Source organism: Roseovarius halophilus (ex Wu et al. 2025) (genome assembly GCF_047086965.1).
Genome location: NZ_JBKOTX010000096.1, coordinates 1 through 20,726 on the forward strand (window position 1 = coordinate 1; position 20,726 = coordinate 20,726).

General features: G+C 67.6%; 21 protein-coding genes. 13 read left to right on the forward strand and 8 right to left on the reverse strand.

Translation table 11 applies throughout. From position 1 onward, the window contains the following. Positions 1-184, forward strand: a 184-nt coding sequence (locus ACH107_RS18235) for a hypothetical protein (protein WP_412507047.1), incomplete at its 5' end; no start/stop codon positions are given. A gap of 6 nt (positions 185-190) precedes the next feature. Here the strand turns inward: ACH107_RS18235 and ACH107_RS18240 are convergent. Continuing rightward, positions 191-655 (reverse strand): DUF4174 domain-containing protein, encoded by a 465-nt coding sequence (locus ACH107_RS18240; protein WP_412507048.1) that lies wholly within the window; start codon positions 653-655, stop codon positions 191-193. A 318-nt stretch (positions 656-973) separates the two neighbouring features. On the opposite strand from ACH107_RS18240, the gene scpA reads away from it, so the two are divergent. The 5 genes from scpA to ACH107_RS18265 all read left to right on the forward strand — a co-directional run bounded on the left by scpA (position 974) and on the right by ACH107_RS18265 (position 5,445). After that, positions 974-3,100 carry a methylmalonyl-CoA mutase gene (scpA, locus tag ACH107_RS18245; protein ID WP_310690635.1) on the forward strand — a complete coding sequence of 709 codons (2,127 nt, stop codon included), beginning with the start codon at positions 974-976 and terminating at the stop codon, positions 3,098-3,100. A 100-nt stretch (positions 3,101-3,200) separates the two neighbouring features. Further along, a complete protein-coding gene (locus tag ACH107_RS18250) occupies positions 3,201-3,794 on the forward strand; it encodes a VOC family protein (protein WP_310690636.1) in 594 nt (197 codons plus the stop codon). After that, positions 3,791-4,267 (forward strand): N-acetyltransferase family protein, encoded by a 477-nt coding sequence (locus tag ACH107_RS18255; RefSeq protein WP_412507049.1) that lies wholly within the window; start codon positions 3,791-3,793, stop codon positions 4,265-4,267. The genes ACH107_RS18250 and ACH107_RS18255 overlap by 4 nt, the downstream gene beginning before the upstream one ends. Positions 4,268-4,298: 31 nt before the next feature. After that, positions 4,299-4,979: a molecular chaperone DjiA gene (locus tag ACH107_RS18260; protein ID WP_310690638.1), complete on the forward strand. Its 681-nt coding sequence runs from the start codon at positions 4,299-4,301 to the stop codon at positions 4,977-4,979. 58 nt (positions 4,980-5,037) lie between these two features. Continuing rightward, positions 5,038-5,445, forward strand: coding sequence for a hypothetical protein (locus ACH107_RS18265; protein ID WP_310690639.1), 408 nt, complete (start codon positions 5,038-5,040; stop codon positions 5,443-5,445). Here the strand turns inward: ACH107_RS18265 and ACH107_RS18270 are convergent. The 5 genes from ACH107_RS18270 to ACH107_RS18290 all read right to left on the reverse strand — a co-directional run bounded on the left by ACH107_RS18270 (position 5,442) and on the right by ACH107_RS18290 (position 12,905). Next, complete coding sequence (locus ACH107_RS18270) at positions 5,442-7,016, reverse strand: Ppx/GppA family phosphatase (protein WP_412507050.1); 1,575 nt, start codon at positions 7,014-7,016, stop codon at positions 5,442-5,444. The genes ACH107_RS18265 and ACH107_RS18270 overlap by 4 nt on opposite strands. A 76-nt stretch (positions 7,017-7,092) precedes the next feature. Then, entirely contained in the window at positions 7,093-9,261 is a 2,169-nt protein-coding gene (locus tag ACH107_RS18275; protein WP_412507051.1) for an RNA degradosome polyphosphate kinase, read from the reverse strand. Positions 9,262-9,303: 42 nt separating this feature from the next. Beyond that, positions 9,304-9,972: a chromosomal replication initiator DnaA gene (locus tag ACH107_RS18280; protein ID WP_412507052.1), complete on the reverse strand. Its 669-nt coding sequence runs from the start codon at positions 9,970-9,972 to the stop codon at positions 9,304-9,306. Then, positions 9,972-11,099, reverse strand: coding sequence for an AI-2E family transporter (locus ACH107_RS18285; RefSeq protein ID WP_310690643.1), 1,128 nt, complete (start codon positions 11,097-11,099; stop codon positions 9,972-9,974). Before ACH107_RS18285 ends, ACH107_RS18280 begins: the two co-directional genes overlap by 1 nt. Before the next feature lie 186 nt (positions 11,100-11,285). Continuing rightward, positions 11,286-12,905: a pentapeptide repeat-containing protein gene (locus ACH107_RS18290; protein ID WP_412507053.1), complete on the reverse strand. Its 1,620-nt coding sequence runs from the start codon at positions 12,903-12,905 to the stop codon at positions 11,286-11,288. Positions 12,906-13,034: 129 nt separating this feature from the next. Here ACH107_RS18290 and proS point away from each other — a divergent pair, with 129 nt between their 5' ends. The 6 genes from proS (at position 13,035) to ACH107_RS18320 (ending at position 18,748) form a co-directional block, all read left to right on the forward strand. Next, positions 13,035-14,375 (forward strand): proline--tRNA ligase, encoded by a 1,341-nt coding sequence (proS, locus tag ACH107_RS18295; RefSeq protein WP_412507054.1) that lies wholly within the window; start codon positions 13,035-13,037, stop codon positions 14,373-14,375. A gap of 52 nt (positions 14,376-14,427) precedes the next feature. After that, the gene (locus tag ACH107_RS18300; RefSeq protein WP_412507055.1) at positions 14,428-15,402 is read left to right on the forward strand and encodes a serine hydrolase domain-containing protein; all 975 of its coding nucleotides are present in this window, start codon (positions 14,428-14,430) and stop codon (positions 15,400-15,402) included. A 106-nt stretch (positions 15,403-15,508) separates the two neighbouring features. Further along, the gene (locus tag ACH107_RS18305) at positions 15,509-16,009 is read left to right on the forward strand and encodes a DUF2937 family protein (RefSeq protein ID WP_412507056.1); all 501 of its coding nucleotides are present in this window, start codon (positions 15,509-15,511) and stop codon (positions 16,007-16,009) included. 55 nt (positions 16,010-16,064) lie between these two features. Next, the gene (locus ACH107_RS18310; RefSeq protein WP_310690647.1) at positions 16,065-17,351 is read left to right on the forward strand and encodes a lipoprotein-releasing ABC transporter permease subunit; all 1,287 of its coding nucleotides are present in this window, start codon (positions 16,065-16,067) and stop codon (positions 17,349-17,351) included. Then, positions 17,344-18,027, forward strand: coding sequence for an ABC transporter ATP-binding protein (locus ACH107_RS18315; RefSeq protein ID WP_412507057.1), 684 nt, complete (start codon positions 17,344-17,346; stop codon positions 18,025-18,027). The genes ACH107_RS18310 and ACH107_RS18315 overlap by 8 nt, the downstream gene beginning before the upstream one ends. 82 nt (positions 18,028-18,109) lie before the next feature. Then, positions 18,110-18,748 (forward strand): DUF3047 domain-containing protein, encoded by a 639-nt coding sequence (locus tag ACH107_RS18320; RefSeq protein WP_412507058.1) that lies wholly within the window; start codon positions 18,110-18,112, stop codon positions 18,746-18,748. On the opposite strand, the gene ACH107_RS18325 is transcribed toward ACH107_RS18320, so the two are convergent. Beyond that, positions 18,745-19,425, reverse strand: a complete 681-nt coding sequence (locus ACH107_RS18325) for a hypothetical protein (protein WP_412507059.1) — start codon at positions 19,423-19,425, stop codon at positions 18,745-18,747. The genes ACH107_RS18320 and ACH107_RS18325 overlap by 4 nt on opposite strands. Positions 19,426-19,513: 88 nt before the next feature. Here ACH107_RS18325 and ACH107_RS18330 point away from each other — a divergent pair, with 88 nt between their 5' ends. Next, positions 19,514-19,915 (forward strand): c-type cytochrome, encoded by a 402-nt coding sequence (locus ACH107_RS18330; RefSeq protein ID WP_412507060.1) that lies wholly within the window; start codon positions 19,514-19,516, stop codon positions 19,913-19,915. Positions 19,916-20,462: 547 nt separating this feature from the next. On the opposite strand, the gene ACH107_RS18335 is transcribed toward ACH107_RS18330, so the two are convergent. Then, a partial coding sequence (locus ACH107_RS18335; protein WP_412507061.1) for a hypothetical protein occupies positions 20,463-20,726 on the reverse strand: 264 nt, incomplete at its 5' end.

Consider the following 20,726-nt stretch of genomic DNA (forward strand, 5'->3'; position numbering starts at 1 on the left):
GGGCCGGGGCCGGGCGCTGCGCGCGGTGTTCTGGACGCTGGCGCTGCTGGGGCTGGCGGCGCTCTGGCTGCTGGCCGTCTTGCTGATCCGGCTGGGCGTCGCGCCGGTGCCCGTGCTGGGGATCATCGTGATCGCGCTGCTCCCCAGCGGCATGGCGCTGGCCCTGCGCGACGGGGGGCGCTGAGATGGCTCAGAACCCCCGGGCCGCGTCGATCTCCTGTTGCCGCAGCGGCATCTTGTCGATCGTGCGCGTGATCTCGCGGCCGCCCCAGGGGGTGGGCTTGCGCAGCTCGATTTCGCCGTCCTTGCCCATGATGACCAGCATGAAGCCGCGCGGGCGCAGGCGTTTGCGCAACTCGGTCATGGGTTCGGTATCCGTATCGGTGATGACAACCACATCACGTTCGGCAAGAGACTCCGAGCGGTCGTTCAGAAAATCCAGCTGTTGGCGAAAGTTCGGGTCATTGGAGTTGTCGGCAAAGAGAACGATGGGGCGCGCGATCCAGATAAAGTCTTTCACGTCCACCTCGGTGGCGGAAAAGACCGTGCTGGGGTCGTCCTGCCATATCTCGACAGCGGATCGGTCGCTATCGTCCTGGGCAGCTGCGGCCCCGGCCATGAGGCCTGCGATCACAAGGGCGATGAGTCTGAACATGGGATCTCCTTCTGGTATCGATATAGACTTTCCGGTGGGGAAATCGAAGGCCATGCGCGCGGCTGGCCGTAACAATTTTGCCAGTCCGCCATGCGCCCCGGCTCGCCCACGGCGCGTGGTCCGGGCCGACGCGCCGCGGTGGGGCGGGTTCACCACATGGCAAACGGACTTTGCGCGGCCGCCCGGTGCCAACCGGTACGGCACCGCAAACCCGCGGAAGGCGCGCGCCCGAAACGACGGACAGGCCGGGCCAGCCCGGCAAGAGGAATCTGCGCGTGGTGCCGGGCAATGGCCCCACGCCCAACGGAGGACTGAAAGATGGGATCGAAAAAGGAGTGGGCTGACCGCGCCGAGAAGGAATTGCGCGGCCGCCCGCTGGACGACCTGACCTGGAAGACGCTGGAGGGCATCGAGGTCCAGCCGCTCTATACCGAGGAAGACACGAGCGGCTTGCCGCATATGGGGGCCTTGCCGGGCGAGGAACCCTTCACCCGTGGCGTCCGCTCCACCATGTATGCGGGCCGCCCCTGGACGATCCGGCAATATGCCGGCTTCTCGACCGCCGAGGAGTCCAACGCCTTCTACCGCAAGAACCTGGCCGCCGGGCAGCAGGGCGTTTCCGTGGCCTTCGACCTGGCCACCCACCGCGGCTATGACAGTGACCACCCCCGGGTCGAGGGGGACGTGGGCAAGGCCGGCGTGGCCATCGACAGCGTCGAGGACATGAAGGTGCTGTTCGACGGCATCCCGCTGGACAAGGTCAGTGTCTCCATGACCATGAACGGCGCGGTGATCCCGGTGCTGGCCAGTTTCATCGTCGCGGGCGAGGAGCAGGGCCATGACAAGTCGGCGCTGGCCGGGACCATCCAGAACGACATCCTCAAGGAGTTCATGGTCCGCAACACCTATATCTACCCGCCAGACCCCAGCATGCGGATCGTCAGCGACATCATCGAGTATACCAGCGCCGAGATGCCGCGCTTCAACTCGATCTCGATCTCCGGCTACCACATGCAGGAGGCCGGGGCGAACCTGGTGCAGGAGCTGGCCTTCACCCTCGCCGACGGGCGCGAATACGTCCGCGCCGCCGTCGCGGCCGGCATGGACGTGGACAAGTTCGCGCCGCGGCTGTCCTTCTTCTTTGCCATCGGCATGAACTTCTTCATGGAGGCCGCGAAACTGCGCGCCGCGCGCACGCTCTGGCACCGTATCATGACCGAGCTGGGCGCCGAGGCCGAGAAATCCAAGATGCTGCGCACCCATTGCCAGACCAGCGGCGTTTCGCTGCAGGAACAGGACCCCTACAACAACGTCGTGCGCACCGCCTATGAGGCCATGAGCGCGGTTCTGGGCGGCACCCAGTCGCTGCACACCAACGCGCTGGACGAGGCCATCGCGCTGCCCACGGAATTCAGCGCCCGGATCGCGCGCAACACACAGCTGATTCTGCAGGAGGAAACCGGCGTGACCAATGTGGTCGACCCGCTGGCGGGCTCTTACTACGTGGAAAAGCTGACCCACGACCTGGCCGAACAGGCCTGGGCGCTCATGGAAGAGGTCGAGGAAATGGGCGGCATGACCCGCGCCGTGGCCAGCGGCATGCCCAAGCTGCGCATCGAGGAAACCGCCGCTACCCGCCAGGCCATGATCGACCGGGGCGAGGAGGTCATCGTCGGGGTCAACAAGTATCGCAAGGACCACGAGGACCCGATCGACATCCGCGACGTGGACAATGCCCGCGTGCGCGACTCGCAGGTCGCCGCGTTGCACCGCATCCGCGACAGCCGCGACCAGGCGGCCTGCGACGCCGCGCTGGATGAGGTGACCCGCCGCGCGCGGGAGGGGGGCAACCTGCTGGCCGCGGCGGTGGAAGCCGCGCGCGCCCGCGCAACCGTCGGAGAGATCAGCATGGCCATGGAAAAGGAATTCGGGCGCCATCGCGCCGAGGTGAAGACGCTCGCCGGGGTCTACGGCGCCGCCTACGAGGGCGATGCGGATTTCGCCGCCATCCAGGAGGCGGTCGATGCCTTTGCCACCGAGGAGGGCCGCCGCCCGCGCATGCTGGTGGTCAAGATGGGCCAGGACGGCCACGACCGCGGCGCCAAGGTCATCGCCACGGCCTTTGCCGACATCGGCTTCGACGTGGATGTGGGCCCGCTGTTCCAGACCCCCGAAGAGGCCGCGCAGGATGCGGTGGACAACGATGTTCATGTCATCGGCATTTCGTCCCAGGCGGCCGGTCACAAGACCCTGGCGCCCAAGTTGATCGAGGCGCTCAGGGCCAATGACGCCGGAGACATCATCGTGATCTGCGGCGGGGTGATCCCGCAGCAGGACTACGAGTTCCTGACCAGGGCAGGGGTCAAGGCGATCTTCGGGCCGGGCACCAACATCCCCGAGGCGGCCAAGGATATCCTGCGGCTGATCCGCGAGGCCCGGGGCTAGAGGGCCGGGGCGGCCCCGCCGGCTGTCGCCGAGCGTGCCCGCCCGGCCCGTTGCCCTTTTCCCCTCAAGCAGCCAGTGTGGGGACAGGGAGGACCACACCATGCAGCTTGACCATCTTGCCATATGTGCCGCCGACCTTGAGACGGGCGTGGCCTGGGCCGAGGAGCGCCTGGGTGTGGCCTTCGGGCCGGCCGGGCGGCACGCGCGCTTTGGCACGCACAACCGGCTGTTGGGGCTGGGTGAGGGGCTTTACCTTGAGGTGATCGCGCCAGAGTCTGGGGCCACTGTCGCGGGGCCGCGCTGGTTCGGGCTGGATGCGCCGCCCCCGACCCCCTGCCTGGGCAACTGGATCTGCCGGGTGCCGGACATTGACGCGGCGCTGGCTGATCTGCCCGAGTGCGGCGAGGCGGTGGACCTTGCCCGCGACGCCCTGCTCTGGCGCATCTCGGTGCCCGAGGATGGCAGCCTGCCGATGGGCGGCGCGCTGCCCACCCTGCTGCAATGGCAGGTCGACACGCCACCGGGCGAGAGCCTGCCCCCGAGTGGCCTGCGGTTCCTGGGGCTGGAGGTGACGCATCCGCAGGCCACGGCCCTGGCGGCGCGGGTTCAGGTGCCGGGTGTGACATATCGGGCGGGCGACGGGCCGGGCCTGTCCGCCCGGTTCGACACGCCGCGCGGCGTGGTCGTGCTGTGACCCCGCGCCCGGCCCGTGCCGGGGATGCCCCCGCCATCGCCGCGATCTGGAACCACCATATCCGCAACAGCGCGGCCACCTTCAACGCGCAGGAAAAGACCGAGGCCGAGGTGGCCGCGGCCATCGCCACAAATCCCTGTTTTCTCGTGATCGAGGCGGACGGTGCCATCGCCGGTTTCGCCACCTATGTCCAGTTTCGCGGCGGCGTGGGCTATCGCCACACGATGGAACATACCGTGCAGCTTGCGTCGGGGCAGTCCGGGCGTGGGCTGGGCCGGGCCCTCGTGACCGCGCTGGAGGACCACACCCGCCTTGGGGCGGTGCATTCCCTCATCGCCGGGGTCAGCGGGGAAAACCCCGCGGGGATCGCCTTCCACCGCGCGCTGGGCTACACCGAGGTGGGTCGCCTGCCCGAGGTCGGCCACAAGTTCGGCCGCTGGATGGAGCTTGTCCTGATGCAAAAACGGCTCTGACATTCCGGCCCGTGGCGGCTATGCTGCGCCCATGTCGATCTGGAGCCGCATATCCGATGCCATCGCCGCCCTGCGCAAGGGCGACAGCCTGTCCGAGGTTTTCGGAAGACTGCGCGCGCCGCCCGAACGCACGGTGGCCTTCGCAATCGCCGTGATTGCGCTGGGGGCCAAGATGGCCAAGGCAGACGGACAGGTGACCCGCAACGAGGTGGCGGCTTTCCGCGAGGTCTTTCACATCCCCGCGCGCGAGGAAAAGAACGCCGCACGGCTGTTCAACCTCGCCCGTCAGGACGTTGCCGGCTTCGAGGACTACGCCGGCAAGATCCGCAGGATGTACGGCGACGACCAGTCGGCACCCCTGTGCGAACTGCTGGAGGGATTGTTCCACATCGCTGTGGCCGACGGGGAATATCACCCGCGCGAGGATGATTTCCTGGCCCGGGTGGCCGAGATATTCGGCCTGGAGGAGCGCCGCTTCAAGGCCGTCCGCGCGCAGTTCGTGCCGCAGGCGGAGCGCGACCCCTACGAGGTGCTGGGCGTCGATCCGCAGACGCCGCTCGACGAGATTCGCAAGCAGTGGCGGCGGCTAGTGCGTGACACGCACCCCGACGCCATGATGTCGCGCGGCGTGCCCGAAGAGGCGGTGAAACTGGCCGAGAAACGCATGATCGCGATCAACCAGGCCTGGGATGAAATATCCCGGCAGGGCTGATCACCTTGCAGCGGGCCTGGCCATTGGCACTCGGGTCCGGGGGGCCTATTTTGGCGGCATGAAACGGATTGTCCTTGCCGGCTTCATCGCCCTGGCCCCGCTGACCGCGGCCGCGCAACCCGACACCGACCCGTCCGACCAGCCCGGTCCGGACGAGATCGGCGAGGGGTTTTCGCTGATGGAGGAGGGCGCGCAGATGATGATGCGCGGCCTTCTGCGCGAGATGGACCCGGCGATGGAGGATGTCGCGGGCATGGCGCGCAGGATCGGCCCGGCGCTCGACATGCTGGCCAGCGAGATGGGCCCGGCGCTGATCGCGCTCATGGGCAAGCTGGACGCCGCGCGCCACTACACTGCCCCCGAGGTGCTGCCCAACGGCGATATCATCATTCGCCGCCGCGAGGATGCGCCGCCCTATGACCCCGACAGCCCAATGTATGAACCGGGGGCCGAGATCGAGCTTTAGCCGCGTCGCGCGCCCTTGACCCGCACGGAATGGGCCACGTCGAGGGACTGGGCAAGGGACTTCAGGCGCGACTCGGCGACCTCGCCGAAGAGGGGGCCGGCCTGCGGGTGCAGCACCAGTTCCAGCGTCTTGCCCTTGGGCGAGAGTCGCAGCGTTCCGGGCGGGTCGCTGGCATCCTTGAGCCAGAGCATCGCCCCGAGCCGCATGGCCTTGCCCAGCACCTCGGCGTCGCGCCGGTCGCGGTCCTCGAGCAACCCGTAGAGCGGTTCAAACCGCGAGCCCTCGCGCTTGTTGGAATAGCGGTGCAACAGCGCCAGGCCCAGAAAGACCCGTTCGGAATGCTTCAGCCCGCCCAGGTTGGCGCGGGTGGCATTGTCGAAGACGACCTCGTGGCGATAATCGGGGTGGGCGCGCCAGCTGACGTCATGCAGCAGGGTGGCAGCCTTGATCAGGCGCTTTTTCTGCCAGCCGCAGCGCGGAAACAGCGGCATGACGAAATCGAAAAGCGTATTGCCGTAGCCGGGCAGGCGGGCGTCCTTGGCCTCGGCAAAGCGGCAGGCCTCTATCAGCGGGTCACGCTCGCGCAGTTCCTGCGGCATCTGTTCATAGAGCATCCCCTCGCGGATCCCGTAAGAGGAGACGGCGATGTCCTTGGGCCGGAACCGGGCCACGACCTCGCGCAGAACGTGGATGGCCAGGGGGACAAGCTCCATCCGGCGGGCGGAGATGCCGCAGCGCGCGCGCAACTTGTCGAGATCGCTGTCCTCGATGTATTGCAACGTCTTCGAGACCCGGCGCGGGGTCATGCGGTATTCGTGCAGCACGGTCAGCGGATAGCCGCGGCGTTCCATGTCGATACGCGCGATGGCCCGCCAGGACCCGCCGACCAGGAACAGGCGCTGGCCGGTCTGTTCGCCCATGTCCTGGAACAGCGACTTGACGGTGTCCCGGATGAAGGCGCGGCGGCCCTTCTTGCCGCCCTTGACCTCTTGCAGCTTCAGCGGCCCCAGTGGCGAGGTCACGCGGTGGCCGACCTGACCGTCCTGCAGATCGGCCAGTTCCATCGAAGAACCGCCGATATCGCAGACCAGCCCGTAAGAGCCGGGCCAGCCCAGAAGCACGCCCTGGGCCGACAGGCGCGCCTCTTCCTGCCCGTCGATGACCCAGAGCTTCAGGCCGGTCTCGCGTTCGACCTCGGCCTGGAAGGCGGGGCCGTCGCTGGCGTCGCGCACCGCCGCCGTGGCAACGGCCGTCAGCGGCGAGATGCCCAGCCCGTCGGCCAGGGCCACGAACCGCAGCAGCGCGGCCTTGGCGCGCGCGCGCCCCTCGGGGTTGAGGTGGCCGGTGCGCGACATGCCCGCGCCCAAGCCGGCCATGATCTTTTCGTTGTAGAAATAGGCGGGGCTGCGCGCGGCGCCGTCGAAGACAACCAGCCGGACCGAGTTCGAGCCCACGTCGATGACGCCCACCCGGGACAGGGCCCGCGCCTTGGGATCGTCGAAGAGCGGCCGGCCGAAGGGGCCGTGATCACCCGGCGTCGCGCCGGGCGCATTGTCCGATGTGCCGTCCATGGGCCCCCCTGCCAGGTCACCGCCCTGTTATCGCCCCGTCGCGGGGCCGTGGTCAATCGCGCGTCCCGCGGGGCGGTCAGTCCTCGGCGTGGGTCAGCTTGGGCACGTCCGAGGCCCCGGCCGAGCCGCGCCCCGAAAGCGAGGGGTTTTCCATGAAGAAGCGATGGCAATTGAAGGCGAAGGCGCCCTCGGGCATCTCGGCGCGCACGAAGTGGCCGTCGGGTTTCATCACCCAGCTTTGCGCGATATCGGCCAGGTTGGCCGCCATGATCTGGCCCACGATCTGGGACTTCACGGTGGGGTTCGTGATCTCGACAAGCGTCTCGACCCGGCGGTTGAGGTTGCGCCCCATCCAGTCGGCCGAGGAAATGAAGACCCGCGCGCGATCGTGCGGCAGTCCCGCGCCGTTGGCAAAGCAGACGATGCGGGAATGCTCCAGAAAGCGGCCCACGATTGACTTGATGCGGATGTTCTCCGACAGCCCCTCGATACCGGGGCGCAGCCCGCAAATGCCCCGCACGACAAGGCTGATCTTCACGCCCGCCTGGCTGGCCTCGTAGAGCGCGTCGATCACGTCTTCCTCGATCAGCGAGTTCATCTTGGCCCATATCGCCGCCGGCTTGCCCTTGCGGGCCTGCTCGGCCTCGGCGCGGATCATCTCGATCAGGCGGCGCTTGAGCGTGGTGGGCGAGATGGCGAGGTTTTCCAGGTTCTCCGGCTGCACATAGCCCGACAGGTAGTTGAACACCTTGGTTGCATCGCGCCCCAGCGCGGCGTCGCAGGTGAACAGGCTCAGGTCGGTGTAGATCCTGGCGGTGATCGGGTGGTAGTTACCGGTGCCGTAATGAGTGTAGGTGACCAGCTGGTCGCCCTCGCGCCGGACCACGGTGGAAATCTTGGCGTGGGTCTTGAGGTCGAGGAAACCATAGACCACATGCGCGCCGGCGCGTTCCAGCCGGCGCGACTGGCGGATGTTCGCGGCCTCGTCGAAGCGCGCCTTGAGCTCGACCAGCGCGGTGACGGACTTGCCGTCCTCGGCGGCCTCGCAAAGGGCCTCGACGATGGGTGAGCGCTTGGAGGTCCGGTAGAGCGTCTGCTTGATCGCCACGACATCCGGGTCGCGCGCCGCCTGGGTCAGGAAGCGCACCACCATGTCGAAGGTCTCGTAGGGGTGGTGCAGCAACATGTCCTTCTGCCGGATCGCGGCGAACATGTCGCCGTCGAAATCCGTCACCCGTTCGGGCACGCGGGGCGAAAAGGGTTTCCACAGAAGGTCGGGGCGTTCGTCCAGCACCAGTTCGCTCAGATCGCCGATGCCGATGACGCCGTCCACCTCGACGACCTCGCCCTCGGTGACGTGCAACTCGCGCATAATGAGCGATTTCAACGTCGTCGGGGCGCCCGCCGATATCTTCATGCGCACGACCTCGCCACGGCGGCGGCGTTTCAGAGCGACCTCGAATTCGCGCACCAGGTCCTCGGCCTCGTCCTCGACCTCCAGGTCGCTGTCGCGCAGCAGCCGGAACGCGCAGGACCCCTTGAAGGTGTAACCGGGAAACAGGCTGGCCAGATTTTCCAGCAGCACCTCTTCGAGCGGCAGGAAACGGTGGCCCGCGTCACCGGGCAGCGCGACGAACCGGTCGATCTGGTGCGGCACGGGCAGAAGGGCGCGCAGCGGGCGCTTGTCGGCGTCGCGTTCCAGTTCCAGCGCCAGGGCAAAGCCCTCGTTCGGCAGGAAGGGGAAGGGGTGCGCGGGGTCGATGGCCAGCGGCGACAGAACCGGGAAGACCTTGTTGAGGAACACGTCACGCAGGTAGGTGCGGTCGGCCTTGGTCAGGTCGCTGCGCGACAGGATGGTGATCTTTTCGGCCTCCATCTCGGCGCGCAAACCTTCCAGCACTTCCTGCTGGCGGGCCAGCAGGCGGCGCGCGTCCATGTCGATCAGGGCCAGCTGCTCGCCCGGGCTCAGTCCGTCCACCGACGGGGTCTGATGGCCATTGCGGACCAGTTCGCGCAGGCCGGCCACGCGGACGGTATAGAATTCGTCCAGGTTGGTGGCCGAGATCGAGAGGAACCGCAGCCGTTCCAGCAGCGGAACGCGCAGGTTCTCGGCTTCTTCCAGCACCCGCCAATTGAAGCCCAGCCAGCTGAGCTCGCGGTTGTAGAACCGGTCGGGGCCGGTCACCTCGCCTTCGGGGGTGACGGGGGCGGAAAAGTCGGAGCGCAGGAAATCGGCTTGGGTCATGAGGGCCTTGTGGCGGGTCGGGGTTACAAAAGCATGACACTATCACCCCTGGCGCGGGGGGATGTCCAGAACGCGCAGGACCAGCGCGCGGTTGACCGCGTGCCCGTCCTCCATGGCGGCCCGGTCCAGCGCGGCCACCGCCTCGATGGCGCCCTCGAAGGTCCGGTCGATGTGCTTGCGCAGCAGGGCCAGGGCCTCGGGCGTGGGTGCGATCTGGCGGTCCTGGAACTGCTTCATCAGAACCGCGTCCAGCAGGCGGTCGTCCGGATCGGCGATGGTCACGCAGGTTGTGGCCGACAGGCGCGAGGCCAGGTCGGGCAGGGTGATCGGCCAGCGGTTGGGCGGGGTCTGGCCTGTCAGCAGCAACGGCAGGGCGCGGGCGCGCAGGTGATTGTGGGCGTGAAACAGCCATTCCTGGGCGGCCTGCGGCAGAGTCTCGCCATCCTCGATCACCAGCGCGCCATCGGGCAGGGACGCGGCGGGGTCGATCTTGGCCGCGTTCAGGACAGCGGCGCCGCTCTGGTCAGCGAAAAGCCGCGCCAGGTGGGTCTTTCCGGCCCCCGGCGGCCCGGTCACGGCCAGCTTGGCATCAGGCCAGCCGGCCGGGGCGGTCACCAGCGCATAGGCTTCGGCATTGGCCTCGGACACGAAGAACGTCTCGGCCCCCATCGCGATATGCCGGGGCCAGTCGAAGGTCAGCTGTTCGGCCATCACTCACCCGGATCCGACAGGCCCCGGTAGAGCCGCCCGCTCTTGTATTCGGCGATCAGAAAGCGCGCGACCACGCCCAGCATGGCCGCCACGGGCACCGCGACAAGCATCCCCACAAAGCCGAAGAGCGACCCGAAGATCGACAGCGCCAGGATCAGCCAGACCGGGTGCAGCCCCACGGACTGCCCCACCAGGTTCGGCGTCAGGATGTTGCCCTCGAAGAACTGGCCAAGCATGAAGATCGCCGCGACGATGGCGATGCGCAGCCAGTCGATCCCGGTCTGGATGGTCTCGCCGTCCACCGTCTCGGTGCCCGACCACCACTGGATCAGCGCAACACCGATGGCCAGCACCCCGCCCACCAGCGCGCCGACATAGGGAATGAACGAGATCAGACCGGCCACGAAGCCGATGATCAACCCGTAGTTCAGCCCCGCCAGCATCAGCGCCACGGCATAATAGGTGCCCAGCACCAGGCAGACCGTGCCCTGCCCGCGGATGAACGAGGCCAGCGTGCCGTCGATCTCGGCGGCCAGCTTGCGCACCGTGGGGGCGTGGTCCCGCGGCAGCAACTCGTCGATCCGCGCGACCATGCGGTCCCAGTCCATCAGCAGGTAGAAGGTGACGACGGGCACGATCACGATCAGAACGAGGATGTTGATGAGGTTGACCGCCGAGGACAGGATCGAATTGAGGACGGTGCCGCCGGAGGCCTGGACCGCGTTGCCGAGGTTGCCCAACTGCTTGCGGATGGCGTCGGAGTCCAGGTCGATGGCGGGGAAGCGGCCGCTCAGCCATGTCTCGAACCGGTTGAAGAGCTGCGGCGCGTTCTGGATCAGCTGGCCGATCTGCTGGATCAGTTGCCCGGCCTGGTTGATCAGCGAGGGCAGGATCAGCAGCAGACCCACCACGAAGATCAGCACGCCGACAAGGGTGATCAGGATGGTGGCCGCGATGCGGCTGAGGCCCGCCCGTTGCAGCCGGTCGGCGACGGGATCAAGGCAATAGGCCACCGCCCCGCCCAGCACGAAGGGCAGCAGCACATCGCCGAGAAACCACAGGATGGCGATGAATACCACCGTGGCGATGCTCCAGTATCTGACCTGTTCGCGGGGGGCGAGCGCCATGGCAGCTTCCGTTCATGATCCCCAGAGGACTTGACCTTCTACTTGGCGGATCACGCGCCGCGTTGCAAGGCAAAGGCCCCGGCGCGCGCGCAGGGGTTGGTCATTCCGGCGGTTCCGGGACGGCGCGGGGGGCGGCGTTCCGGCTCACCCCGCTCACGCAACCGTCAGACCGCGTGACCGCCCGGGTCAGTCCCCGGGCGGCGGCGGCGGGGTGTAGCCCGCGGGGTCGGCCTGCCACTTGCGCCATTCGTCGTGGAAGTCGGGGCCGTGAAAAGGGGCCAACTCCCAATCTGGCCAATGGGCAGGCCGCACCAGCCCGTTCGGCAGGGTTACGCTGGCATCGCCAAAGGCCGAGTCGATCTGCGCTTGCGTCACGTCGAGCATGGAGAGGTCAACCTTCTTTAGCGCGGTCGACCGAAGGATCGCGTCCTTGAAGCCTGTTGCCGCGCTGAACCGTATCTCGCGGAGGTGTGCACCATCCATCCGCGCCCATTCGAGGTTTGCTCCGTCGATCGGTATCTTTCTCATGATCGCCCCGTCCATACACGCACCGCTGAGGTAAGTCCCCTCCATCCCAGCGTTGGAAAGGACCACCCCCTCCATCCGCGCCCGGCGGAGATCTGCCCCCTCCATCCGCGCCATGAAGAGGTACGCGCCCTCCATCCGCGCCATAAAGAGGTACGCCCCCTCCATCCGCGCGGTGGAGAGGTATGCCCCCGCCATCCGCGCTCCGACTAGTTTTGCCCCGTCGATCCGAGCCTCGCGAAGTTTGGCCCCTTCAAGGTGCGCCTCGCCGAGGTTGGCTCCCTCCATCCTCGCCTCGGAGAAGCGCGCGCCGGAGAGGGTCAGGCGCGAAAGATCGGCCCCTTGCAGGTTGGTGCCGCGCAAGTCCAGGCGATAGCCCGCGTAACCGCTGATCCGGGCTTTCCAAGCGTCCAGCTTCGCCGTGAAGGCGTCGAGCGTTTCCGTGCCGTGGGGCGCATCGCCCTCGGGCTCGGGCAACTCCGGGCAGGGCGTATCGAAGACCCAGGCGGCGTCGAGCGCGGCCGTCGGCCCCCACCGGGCCTCGACCAACCGCTGATCCGGGCTGCGGCGGCCGATGATCTGCAGGGCCAGCGCGATATCGGCACGGGGGCCGGGCAGGCTTCGCGCCCAGTCGTAGGCATTTGGGCGGGGGACTGGAATATCGGTATCGCCGAACCGCGCCTCGCGCCATTCCTCATGCGCCGCGCGCGCTTCCTCGGTCGCGTCGTCCGGCAGCGGCTCCCAGTCCGGCAGGGGAAAGTCGCGCGCCCCGCTCGCCGGGGCATTGTCCCGCACATAGGCGCAGAGGATTTCCATCACCCGCACGTGGTCGCGGCCCTTGTCGTTCTGCGTGCTGTCCTGCGCGATGCGTTCGAGCGACAGCAGCCCGCCGATGCGCACCTCGATGTTGGGAACGGTGACCTCGCCCCCGTCGCGCTTGACGGTCTTTTCCTCGCCCAACTGCTCCACCGCCTTCGAGATGCGGTCGGTGATGTGGCCCTCTTTCTGGTATTTCACCGTCTCCTGCTTGATGAGCGTGGACCAGACCAGGAAAGGCGCGCCGAGCAGGGCGACGATGACTGTGCCGGTCCCGAAGTTGGCTTCCCTCCCGCCAAACAGGATGCCGTAGATCAGAAAAAAGGCGGCAAGATACGCACCGCCGATCAGCAGCGCCAAAAAGAGCGAGGTTGCCCCGCCGAGCCATCGGCCGCGGGTCCAGGTTGGCGTATTGGTGAGACCGAGCCAGTCGAGCAGGTCCTTGGGCAGGGTCTTGTCTGTCATGTCCGTCCTTTGCGCGGTCTGTGCCCGTGAGGGCGACTATGGGCCAAAGCCCGCCCCGGATAAAGCCGCCGCCCTTGTCCGGGTCTGGCGCTTGGCGTATGGGCGAGGGACCAAGACCCGGAGAGACCGATGCGCCTGACCCGCTATTTCCTGCCCGTCCTGAAAGAGACCCCGTCCGAGGCCCAGATCGTCAGCCATCGCCTGATGCTGCGCGCCGGCATGATCCGGCAACAGGCGGCGGGCATTTATTCCTGGCTGCCGCTGGGCTTCAAGGTGCTGCGCAAGATCGAGAACATCGTCCACGAGGAACAGGCCCGCGCCGGGCACATCCCGATCCAGATGCCGATCCTGCAACCGGCCGACCTGTGGCGCGAAAGCGGCCGCTACGACGATTACGGCCGCGAGATGCTGCGGATGCAGGACCGGCACGAGCGCGACCTGCTCTATACCCCCACCGCCGAGGAGATGGTCACGGATATCTTCCGCTCCCATGTGAGCAGCTACAAGGATCTGCCGCTGACGCTGTATCAGATCCAGTGGAAGTTCCGCGACGAGGTCCGCCCCCGGTTCGGCGTCATGCGCGGCCGCGAGTTCTACATGAAGGACGGCTATACCTTCGACCTGACGCGTGAGGACGCACTGCACGCCTACAACCGCCACTTGGTCAGCTACCTGCGCACCTACGAACGGATGGGCCTGCAGGCGATCCCGATGCGCGCCGACAGCGGCCCCATCGGCGGCGATGACACCCATGAATTCCTGGTGCTGGCCGAGACGGGCGAGTCCGAGGTGTTCTATGACAGCGAGATCACCGAGCTGAAATTCGGCGACCGCGAGATCGACTACGACGACAAGGCCCAGTGCCGCGCGGTGCTGGAGGAGTTCACCAGCCGCTACGCGCGCACCGACGAAACCCACGACGCGGCGAAATTCGCCGAGGTCCCCGAAGACCGCCGCCGCGTGGCGCGCGGCATCGAGGTCGGCCAGATCTTCTATTTCGGCACCAAGTATTCCGAGCCCATGGGCGCCACCGTGCAGGGCCATGACGGCAAGCCGGTGCCGGTGCACATGGGGTCGCACGGCATCGGCGTGTCGCGCTTGCTGGGCGCCATCATCGAGGCCAGCCACGACGACAACGGCATTATCTGGCCCGAGGGAGTGACGCCCTTTCACTGCGGCATCGTCAATCTCCGGCAGGGCGATGCCGAGGCCGACGCCGCCTGCGAGAGCCTGCACGCGGCGATTACCGCGCTGGGGCTGGAGCCGCTCTACGACGACCGTGACGAACGCGCGGGCGGCAAGTTCGCCACGATGGACCTGATCGGCCTGCCCTGGGGGATCACCGTGGGGCCGCGGGGGCTGAAGAACGGGGTTGTCGAACTGACCTCGCGCCGCACTGGCGAGAGCGAGGAGCTGCCGCCCGAACAGGCGGTAGAGCGGATCGCGCAAATCTACGGCAAGGCGCGCTGAGACCGCCTCGGCCGGTTTTACGCACCCCGCGCATCCTGCTATCACTGGCATCATGCTGAGCCGTTTCGCGCGCGTCCTGTCCCTTTGTCTTGCCGGTGAAATGACCCCCATCGCGGCGGGCGCCGATCCGGTTGCAGCCTTCCACGCCTGGGCCGACACGCAGGGTGCCGGCACGACGGCGATTGCCGTGGTGCGGGAGGGCGACGTCATCGCCGGGGACAACAGCGACCGGCCTTTCGACCTTGCGTCGAATTCCAAGGTGATCACGGCGCTCTGCATTGCGGCGCTTGTCGATGAGGGCGCGCTGGACTGGGACACCCCGCTGTCCGACGCGCTGGGCGCGCCCGCGCCAGAGGCCACGCTGGCCGAGCTCGTCACCCACACCTCGGGCATTGCGCCGGACGGGACGCAACTGCGCATGGGGCTCTGGCTGAACGAAGCCACACCGCGGCATGCGCACGTCGCCCGGATCGTGCTGGATCGCCGCCAACAGCGCGGCACCCGGGGCAGTTTCCAGTACAACAACGAGAATTACGCCCTGCTGGGCCGTATCGTCGAACGCGCGACCGGCACGACATACGCCGAGGCCTGCCGCGCCCGTGTGCTCGCGCCCGCCGGCGTCGAGGGCCGCCTTTCGCCCCGTTTCGCGGCCTTTGCCGCATGGGGCGGATGGCGCATGACCATGGCGGATCACGCCCGCCTGATCGCGCACTGGTTCGGGCCCGGGCGGACGATTGGCGCCGACCCGCTGGCCCATCCCCACGCCGAGCGGGGCGGAGATGCCTTTTACGGGCTTGGGATGAATTATGTCCGTCTGGGGACGGGTCTGCGGATGTCGCACGCGGGGGCGATTTCCATTCCCTTCGGCCCGAAGACCGGCGCCTTTGTGGTGCATTATCCGGACGGGACCGTGGCCGCGACGGCCTATGACGTGGCCGTGGCCCGGCCGGAGCAGTTCCGCAGGCTTGAACACGCGCTGTCTGAGGCGTTGGCCTTGTCGCCGGCGGACACGCAAGCCGCGCAATGATCTGCCGATCCTCGGCCTTGAAACTGGCCTGATCCCTTTGGGCCAGGGGAGGCCTGTGGTAGCTTCGCAGAAAACGTCGCGGCAAACGGGCCAAGGAGCGTGAGCCATGATCATCAGAGCAGCGGCCCTGGCCGGCGGGCTGGCCGGGGCGGCGGGCCTGTCCCAGTATCCCGCGTTCACCCAGCAATACACCCAGCATCTGGCGGGCCGAATTGAGGCGCTGTCGGCCGTCGCCGTGGATTTTGATGCCTCCGCCGCGCGCTCGGGCCTGACGCGCGATCAGGCGCTTGCGCAGATGACCGGCACGGATTTCCTGGAAGATCGCCGCGCCGACATGACCCGTGCCTTTGCCCGGCTGGACCGGCTGACCGCGCACTACGATGCCCTGCAGGGTGCGAACCCGGTGCAGCGGCTGGCCATGCCGCATCGCCTGGGCGATGCCGCCACGCTGCGCGGCACCTGGGCGATCTCCGAGCCCGGCCTGCCGCTGACGCTGGCTGGGGCGCTTGCGGCGATGGCGGGATTCCTGGCCGGGGCGGCTCTCCTGCCCGCGATGCTGTCAATGCTGTCCTTGCCGTTTCGGCGTCTTTTCGGCAGCCGCGCTTGACCATATCCCGCTTTGCCCGCAGGTTGCGGCGACCCCAGCAGAAGGCCCTTGGCACATGGCAGGCAGGACCGCCCCCTTTTCCCGTTTCGAATGGATGATCGCCTGGCGCTACATCCGGGCCAAGCGGGCCGAGGGTGGCGTGTCGACCATGACCTGGATCAGCCTTGTGGGGATCACCCTGGCCGTCTTCGCCCTGATCGCCACGCTGGCGGTGCGGTCGGGGTTTCGGACCGAGTTCGTCAACACCATCGTCGGCGCCAATGCCCATGTGACCGTCTATGAACAGGGCAGCGTGACCGAAAGCGGGGCCGTGGACCGCAGCATCGAGGACCATGATGCCCTTGCCTCGGCCCTGCGCAATGCGCCCGGCGTGACCCGCGCCGCCCCGGTGGTGCGCGGTCAGGTCATGGCCAGCAACAGGTCCAGCAATTCCGGGGTCGAGGTCTACGGCATCGCGCCGGACGACCTTGCCACGATCCCCCGCATTGCCGATCCTGTTGAGGCCTCCGGCGATATCGACCGCTTCGACGAGGGGATCGCCATCGGCTCGGGGGTCGCGCGAGAGCTTGGCGCGACGGTCGGCGACCGTATCCGCATCATCAGTCCCGACGGACAGAAGACGGCCTTTGGCACCAGCCCGCGCGTCAATGCCTACGAGGTCACCTATATCTTCACCGCCGGGCGCTGGGACATTGACCGCACCCGCGCCTATCTGCCCATGGGCGAGGCGCAGAGCTTTTTCAACAAGGATGGCGTGGCCGACGAGATCGAGGTCATGGTCGAGGACCCGGACCGCGTCGACAGCTTCCTGCCCGCGATCCGCGCCGCCGCGGGCGAGGGATACCTTTTCTGGACCTGGCGCGACAGCGCCGGCAGCTTTCTGCGGGCGCTCACGGTCGAGGACAACGTGATGTTCGTCATCCTGTCGATCCTCGTGCTGATCGCCTCGATGAACATCATTTCGGGGCTGATCATGCTGGTCAAGAACAAGGGCCGCGACATCGGCATCCTGCGCACCATGGGCCTGACCGAGGGGTCGGTGCTGCGCATCTTCTTTATCTGTGGGGCGGGGATCGGCACCATCGGCACCGCGCTGGGCATCCTTCTGGGCAGCCTTTTCGCGATCTACATCGACCCGATCTTCTCGGCGGTGAACTATGTTGCGGGCGGCGGCGTCTGGGACCCCTCGATCCGCGGCATTTATGATCTGCCGGCCGAGTTGCGGCTGGTCGACGTGGTCAAGGCCAGCGTCCTGTCGCTGGCCCTGTCGTGGATCGTCACGATCTTTCCGGCCCGCCGTGCGGCGCGCATGAACCCGGTGGAGGCGCTGCGCTATGAATGACGCGCTGGAGCTGAGCGGGATCGAGAAGGGCTATAACCACGGCCAGCCCAATGAAATCAACGTGCTGCGCGGCGTGGACCTGTCGGTGAGCCTGGGCGAGGTCGTGGCCCTTGTCGCGCCCTCGGGGGCAGGCAAGTCCACGCTGTTGCACATCGCGGGGCTGCTGGACACGCCCGACACGGGCCAGGTGCGCATCGGGGGCGAGGACATGACGGGCCTTGGCGATCGCCGCCGCACCGGCATCCGGCGCAACGACGTGGGCTTCATCTACCAGTTTCACCACCTGCTGCCCGAGTTCACCGCGCTGGAAAATATCGTATTGCCGCAACTGGCCAACGGCGCGTCCCGCGGTGCGGCCGAGACCCGCGCCCGCGACCTTCTGGGCCGGGTCGGCATCGCCGCGCGTGCCGATCATCGCCCCGCGGCCCTGTCGGGCGGGGAACAGCAGCGCGTCGCCTTTTGCCGGGCCCTGGCCAACGAACCCCGCCTGTTGCTGGCCGACGAGCCCACGGGCAACCTTGATCCCGACACCGCCGACCGGGTCTTTGCCGCCCTGATGGAGCTGGTCCGCGACACCGGGCTGGCCGCCCTGATCGCCACCCACAACCACGCCCTGGCCGCGCGCATGGACCGCACGGTGCGGCTGGACGGCGGGCAGGTGGTCACGCCGGGCTGACAATGGTGTGAGAGGGCGCAACGCCGGTTGAGCGTGCCGCGTGCCTGCCTAGGATCACGCCAAACACTCGAAAGGTTGTCCCATGTGGTCGTTGCGTCTTGCCCTGCCCCTCGCCCTTGCCGCCGGCGCGGCCGCCGCCGGCCCGGTCTCGCTGGCCGAGGGCTGGAACCACCAGCGCTTGTCGCTGTTCAGTTCCAACCATTACAGCTATGGTGCCGCGCTTGGCATCGTCTCGGACGGCGCGGTCTCGCTGACCTGGAAGCCGCTCGATCGCCCGGACTGGGGCGCGCGCGGCGCCAGCTGGTCCTGGGCCGTGGATCGCTCGGTGCCCGCCACGGACCTCGCGCAAAAGGGCGGGGACGACCGCAACATCTCGCTCTACTTCGTCTTCCTGCCCCGCGACGAGGCCGAGCGGCTGCAGGGCGCGGGCCTGTTGCGCCTGCAACGCAATGACGCGGTGCGCATCCTGCAATATGCTTGGGGCGGCGCTCATGACCGCGGCGAGATTCTCGCCTCGCCCTATGCGCCCGGCCAGCAGGTCACCGTGGCCCTGCGCCAGGCGGACACCGGGCAGCATTCCGAAAGCGTGGACCTCGCCCGCGACTATGCCGCGGCCTTTGGCGGGCAGCCGGGCGCGCTGGTGGGGCTGGCCGTTTCGGCCGACAGCGACGACACCGACAGTGCCGTGCGCGCCCGCCTGTCCGACCTGACCCTGCGCTAGCCGCAGATCCCCTCGATCACCGTGTCGGTGTGAATGCCCGAGACGGCGATGGGCCGGGGCGCCTGCCCGGGCGGCGCCACCGGCATCACCGCGCGCAGCCGCTCCCAGATGCGCCGGGTGCGTGCGCCCCCCGGGTCCAGCGTGCGGCAGCAGACGTATTCCTCGACCAGCGCGGCCTGCTGTTCATAGCCCAGGGCAAGAAACGGCGTCCGGTCCTCGGGATCGAAAAGATAGGGATCATCCCCGCCCCGGTGCTCGGCCGCGCCGCGCAGGGGGTGATAGCCGGTGGTCCCGCGGTTCTGCCATTGCCAGACATGGGTCATCTCGTGGGCGAGGAACATCGCCGCGGGCAGGTTCATCGCCTGCGGATAGTCGGGCAGGTAATCCGGCAGCGTCCAGTCGGGGTTGGTCAGCACATGGTCAAAAAGCACCGCCCCGGCCGTGCGCGACTCGAAGGTCGGGCCATCGGGCGGCGGGGCGATCTTCTCGCGGCAGGTGGTGCGCGGGCGCACCGGGTAGGTCCAGCTGGTCATGCCGATGACCCCGGCCTCGACGAAGCGCACCTGCGACCCCTCGAGCGTCGGGCCCATGACCTCGCTCATCAGCCGGGCCTCGCCCTCGCTCAGGGGGCGGCCACAGGCGGCGAGACAGAGCAGACAGAGCGTGACAAGACGCATGCCGCGACCTTAGGCTATTCCTGATCTGGATCAAGGCACCGCCACGGCCGCCGCGCGAGGCTGGCGGCGCGAGCAGGAGGGAAACACCATGAGAAAAGCCCTGTATTTCATGCCACTGGCGCTGCTGGGCGCCTGTGTTACGGCGCAGCCCGACACCGGCGTCGAGGCCGGGCGCACGGCCTATCAGGACAATTGCGCCGCCTGCCACGGCGCCGACGGACGCGGCGGCGGGACGCTGGGCGCGCAGCTTGAAACCCCGCCGCCCGACCTGACCACCCTGAGCGCCCGCAACGGCGGCACCTTTCCGCGCGACGCGGTCATGTCGGTGATCGACGGCTACGACCGCAGCCACGCCTTTTCCGCGGCCATGCCCGAGTTCGGCGCGCTCGACCTCGGCCCCGCGGTGATCGTCGAGGACGACGGGATCGGCACCCCGGTGCCCGCCACGCTGCTGGCGCTGGCGAACTACCTGGAAACGATCCAGGAATAGGCGGGGGCTGGGATCGGCCCCGCGCGCAAGCCGCGCGATGTCCAGACCGCGGGGTGGTGAGGCGCGGTTCGCGCCTTTCGAGCTTACCCCGGTTTCTCTGGCGCTGAGGTTACGAGGCGCGCACGTTCCAAGCCGTCGGTTGAGCGACGCCACGGTGCGGACTCAAGGGCGAAGCCCGCCGCACCAAAGCCGTTTCGGACGGCACGCCTTCGGCGTGACGCGCCCCCACGCGGCGGCTTTTTCCCGAAGCTGCGAGCAAGCCGCGCGATGGCCAGACCGCGGGGTGGCGATGCACGGTTGGAGCCTTTTTGATTTATCCATGAAACTGCCGGAAACCGCCCAAACGGCGCGCTTGCGGTAGTCAATCGCCAGCCCGGGCGGTGGGTGAGCAGGCTTCCGGGAAACGCTCCGGGGGAGCGTTTCGCCTGCGAACGGGCGGAGCCCCGGACTGGCGATCGCGCGGCGGGCCTGCGGCCCTTGATTCCGCGCGGGGTGTTTCGAAAGTTATGGCTCTCCCAGTGGTGCAACTGTATTCAGCCTAGATCGGTCAATCCACTTCAAGGTTCGCAATCAATTTTTCCCATTTCTGCAAATCTTCACCAAAATCTCCCCAACCTAGAGATTGATCGAACTCAGATTCATAAATATCGGACAATAGGGCACCTCTAAAAATTGCCCTGAACCCGGCGCTGCGGTATGATGGGGTGGCAAGCCGTGATGGGGGTAAGACGATGGCGCAGATGGGTTTCTTTGATCTTTCGGACCGGTATGCGAGCCTCGATGCCAAGCGCGATCCGTTGGTCGAGATCGA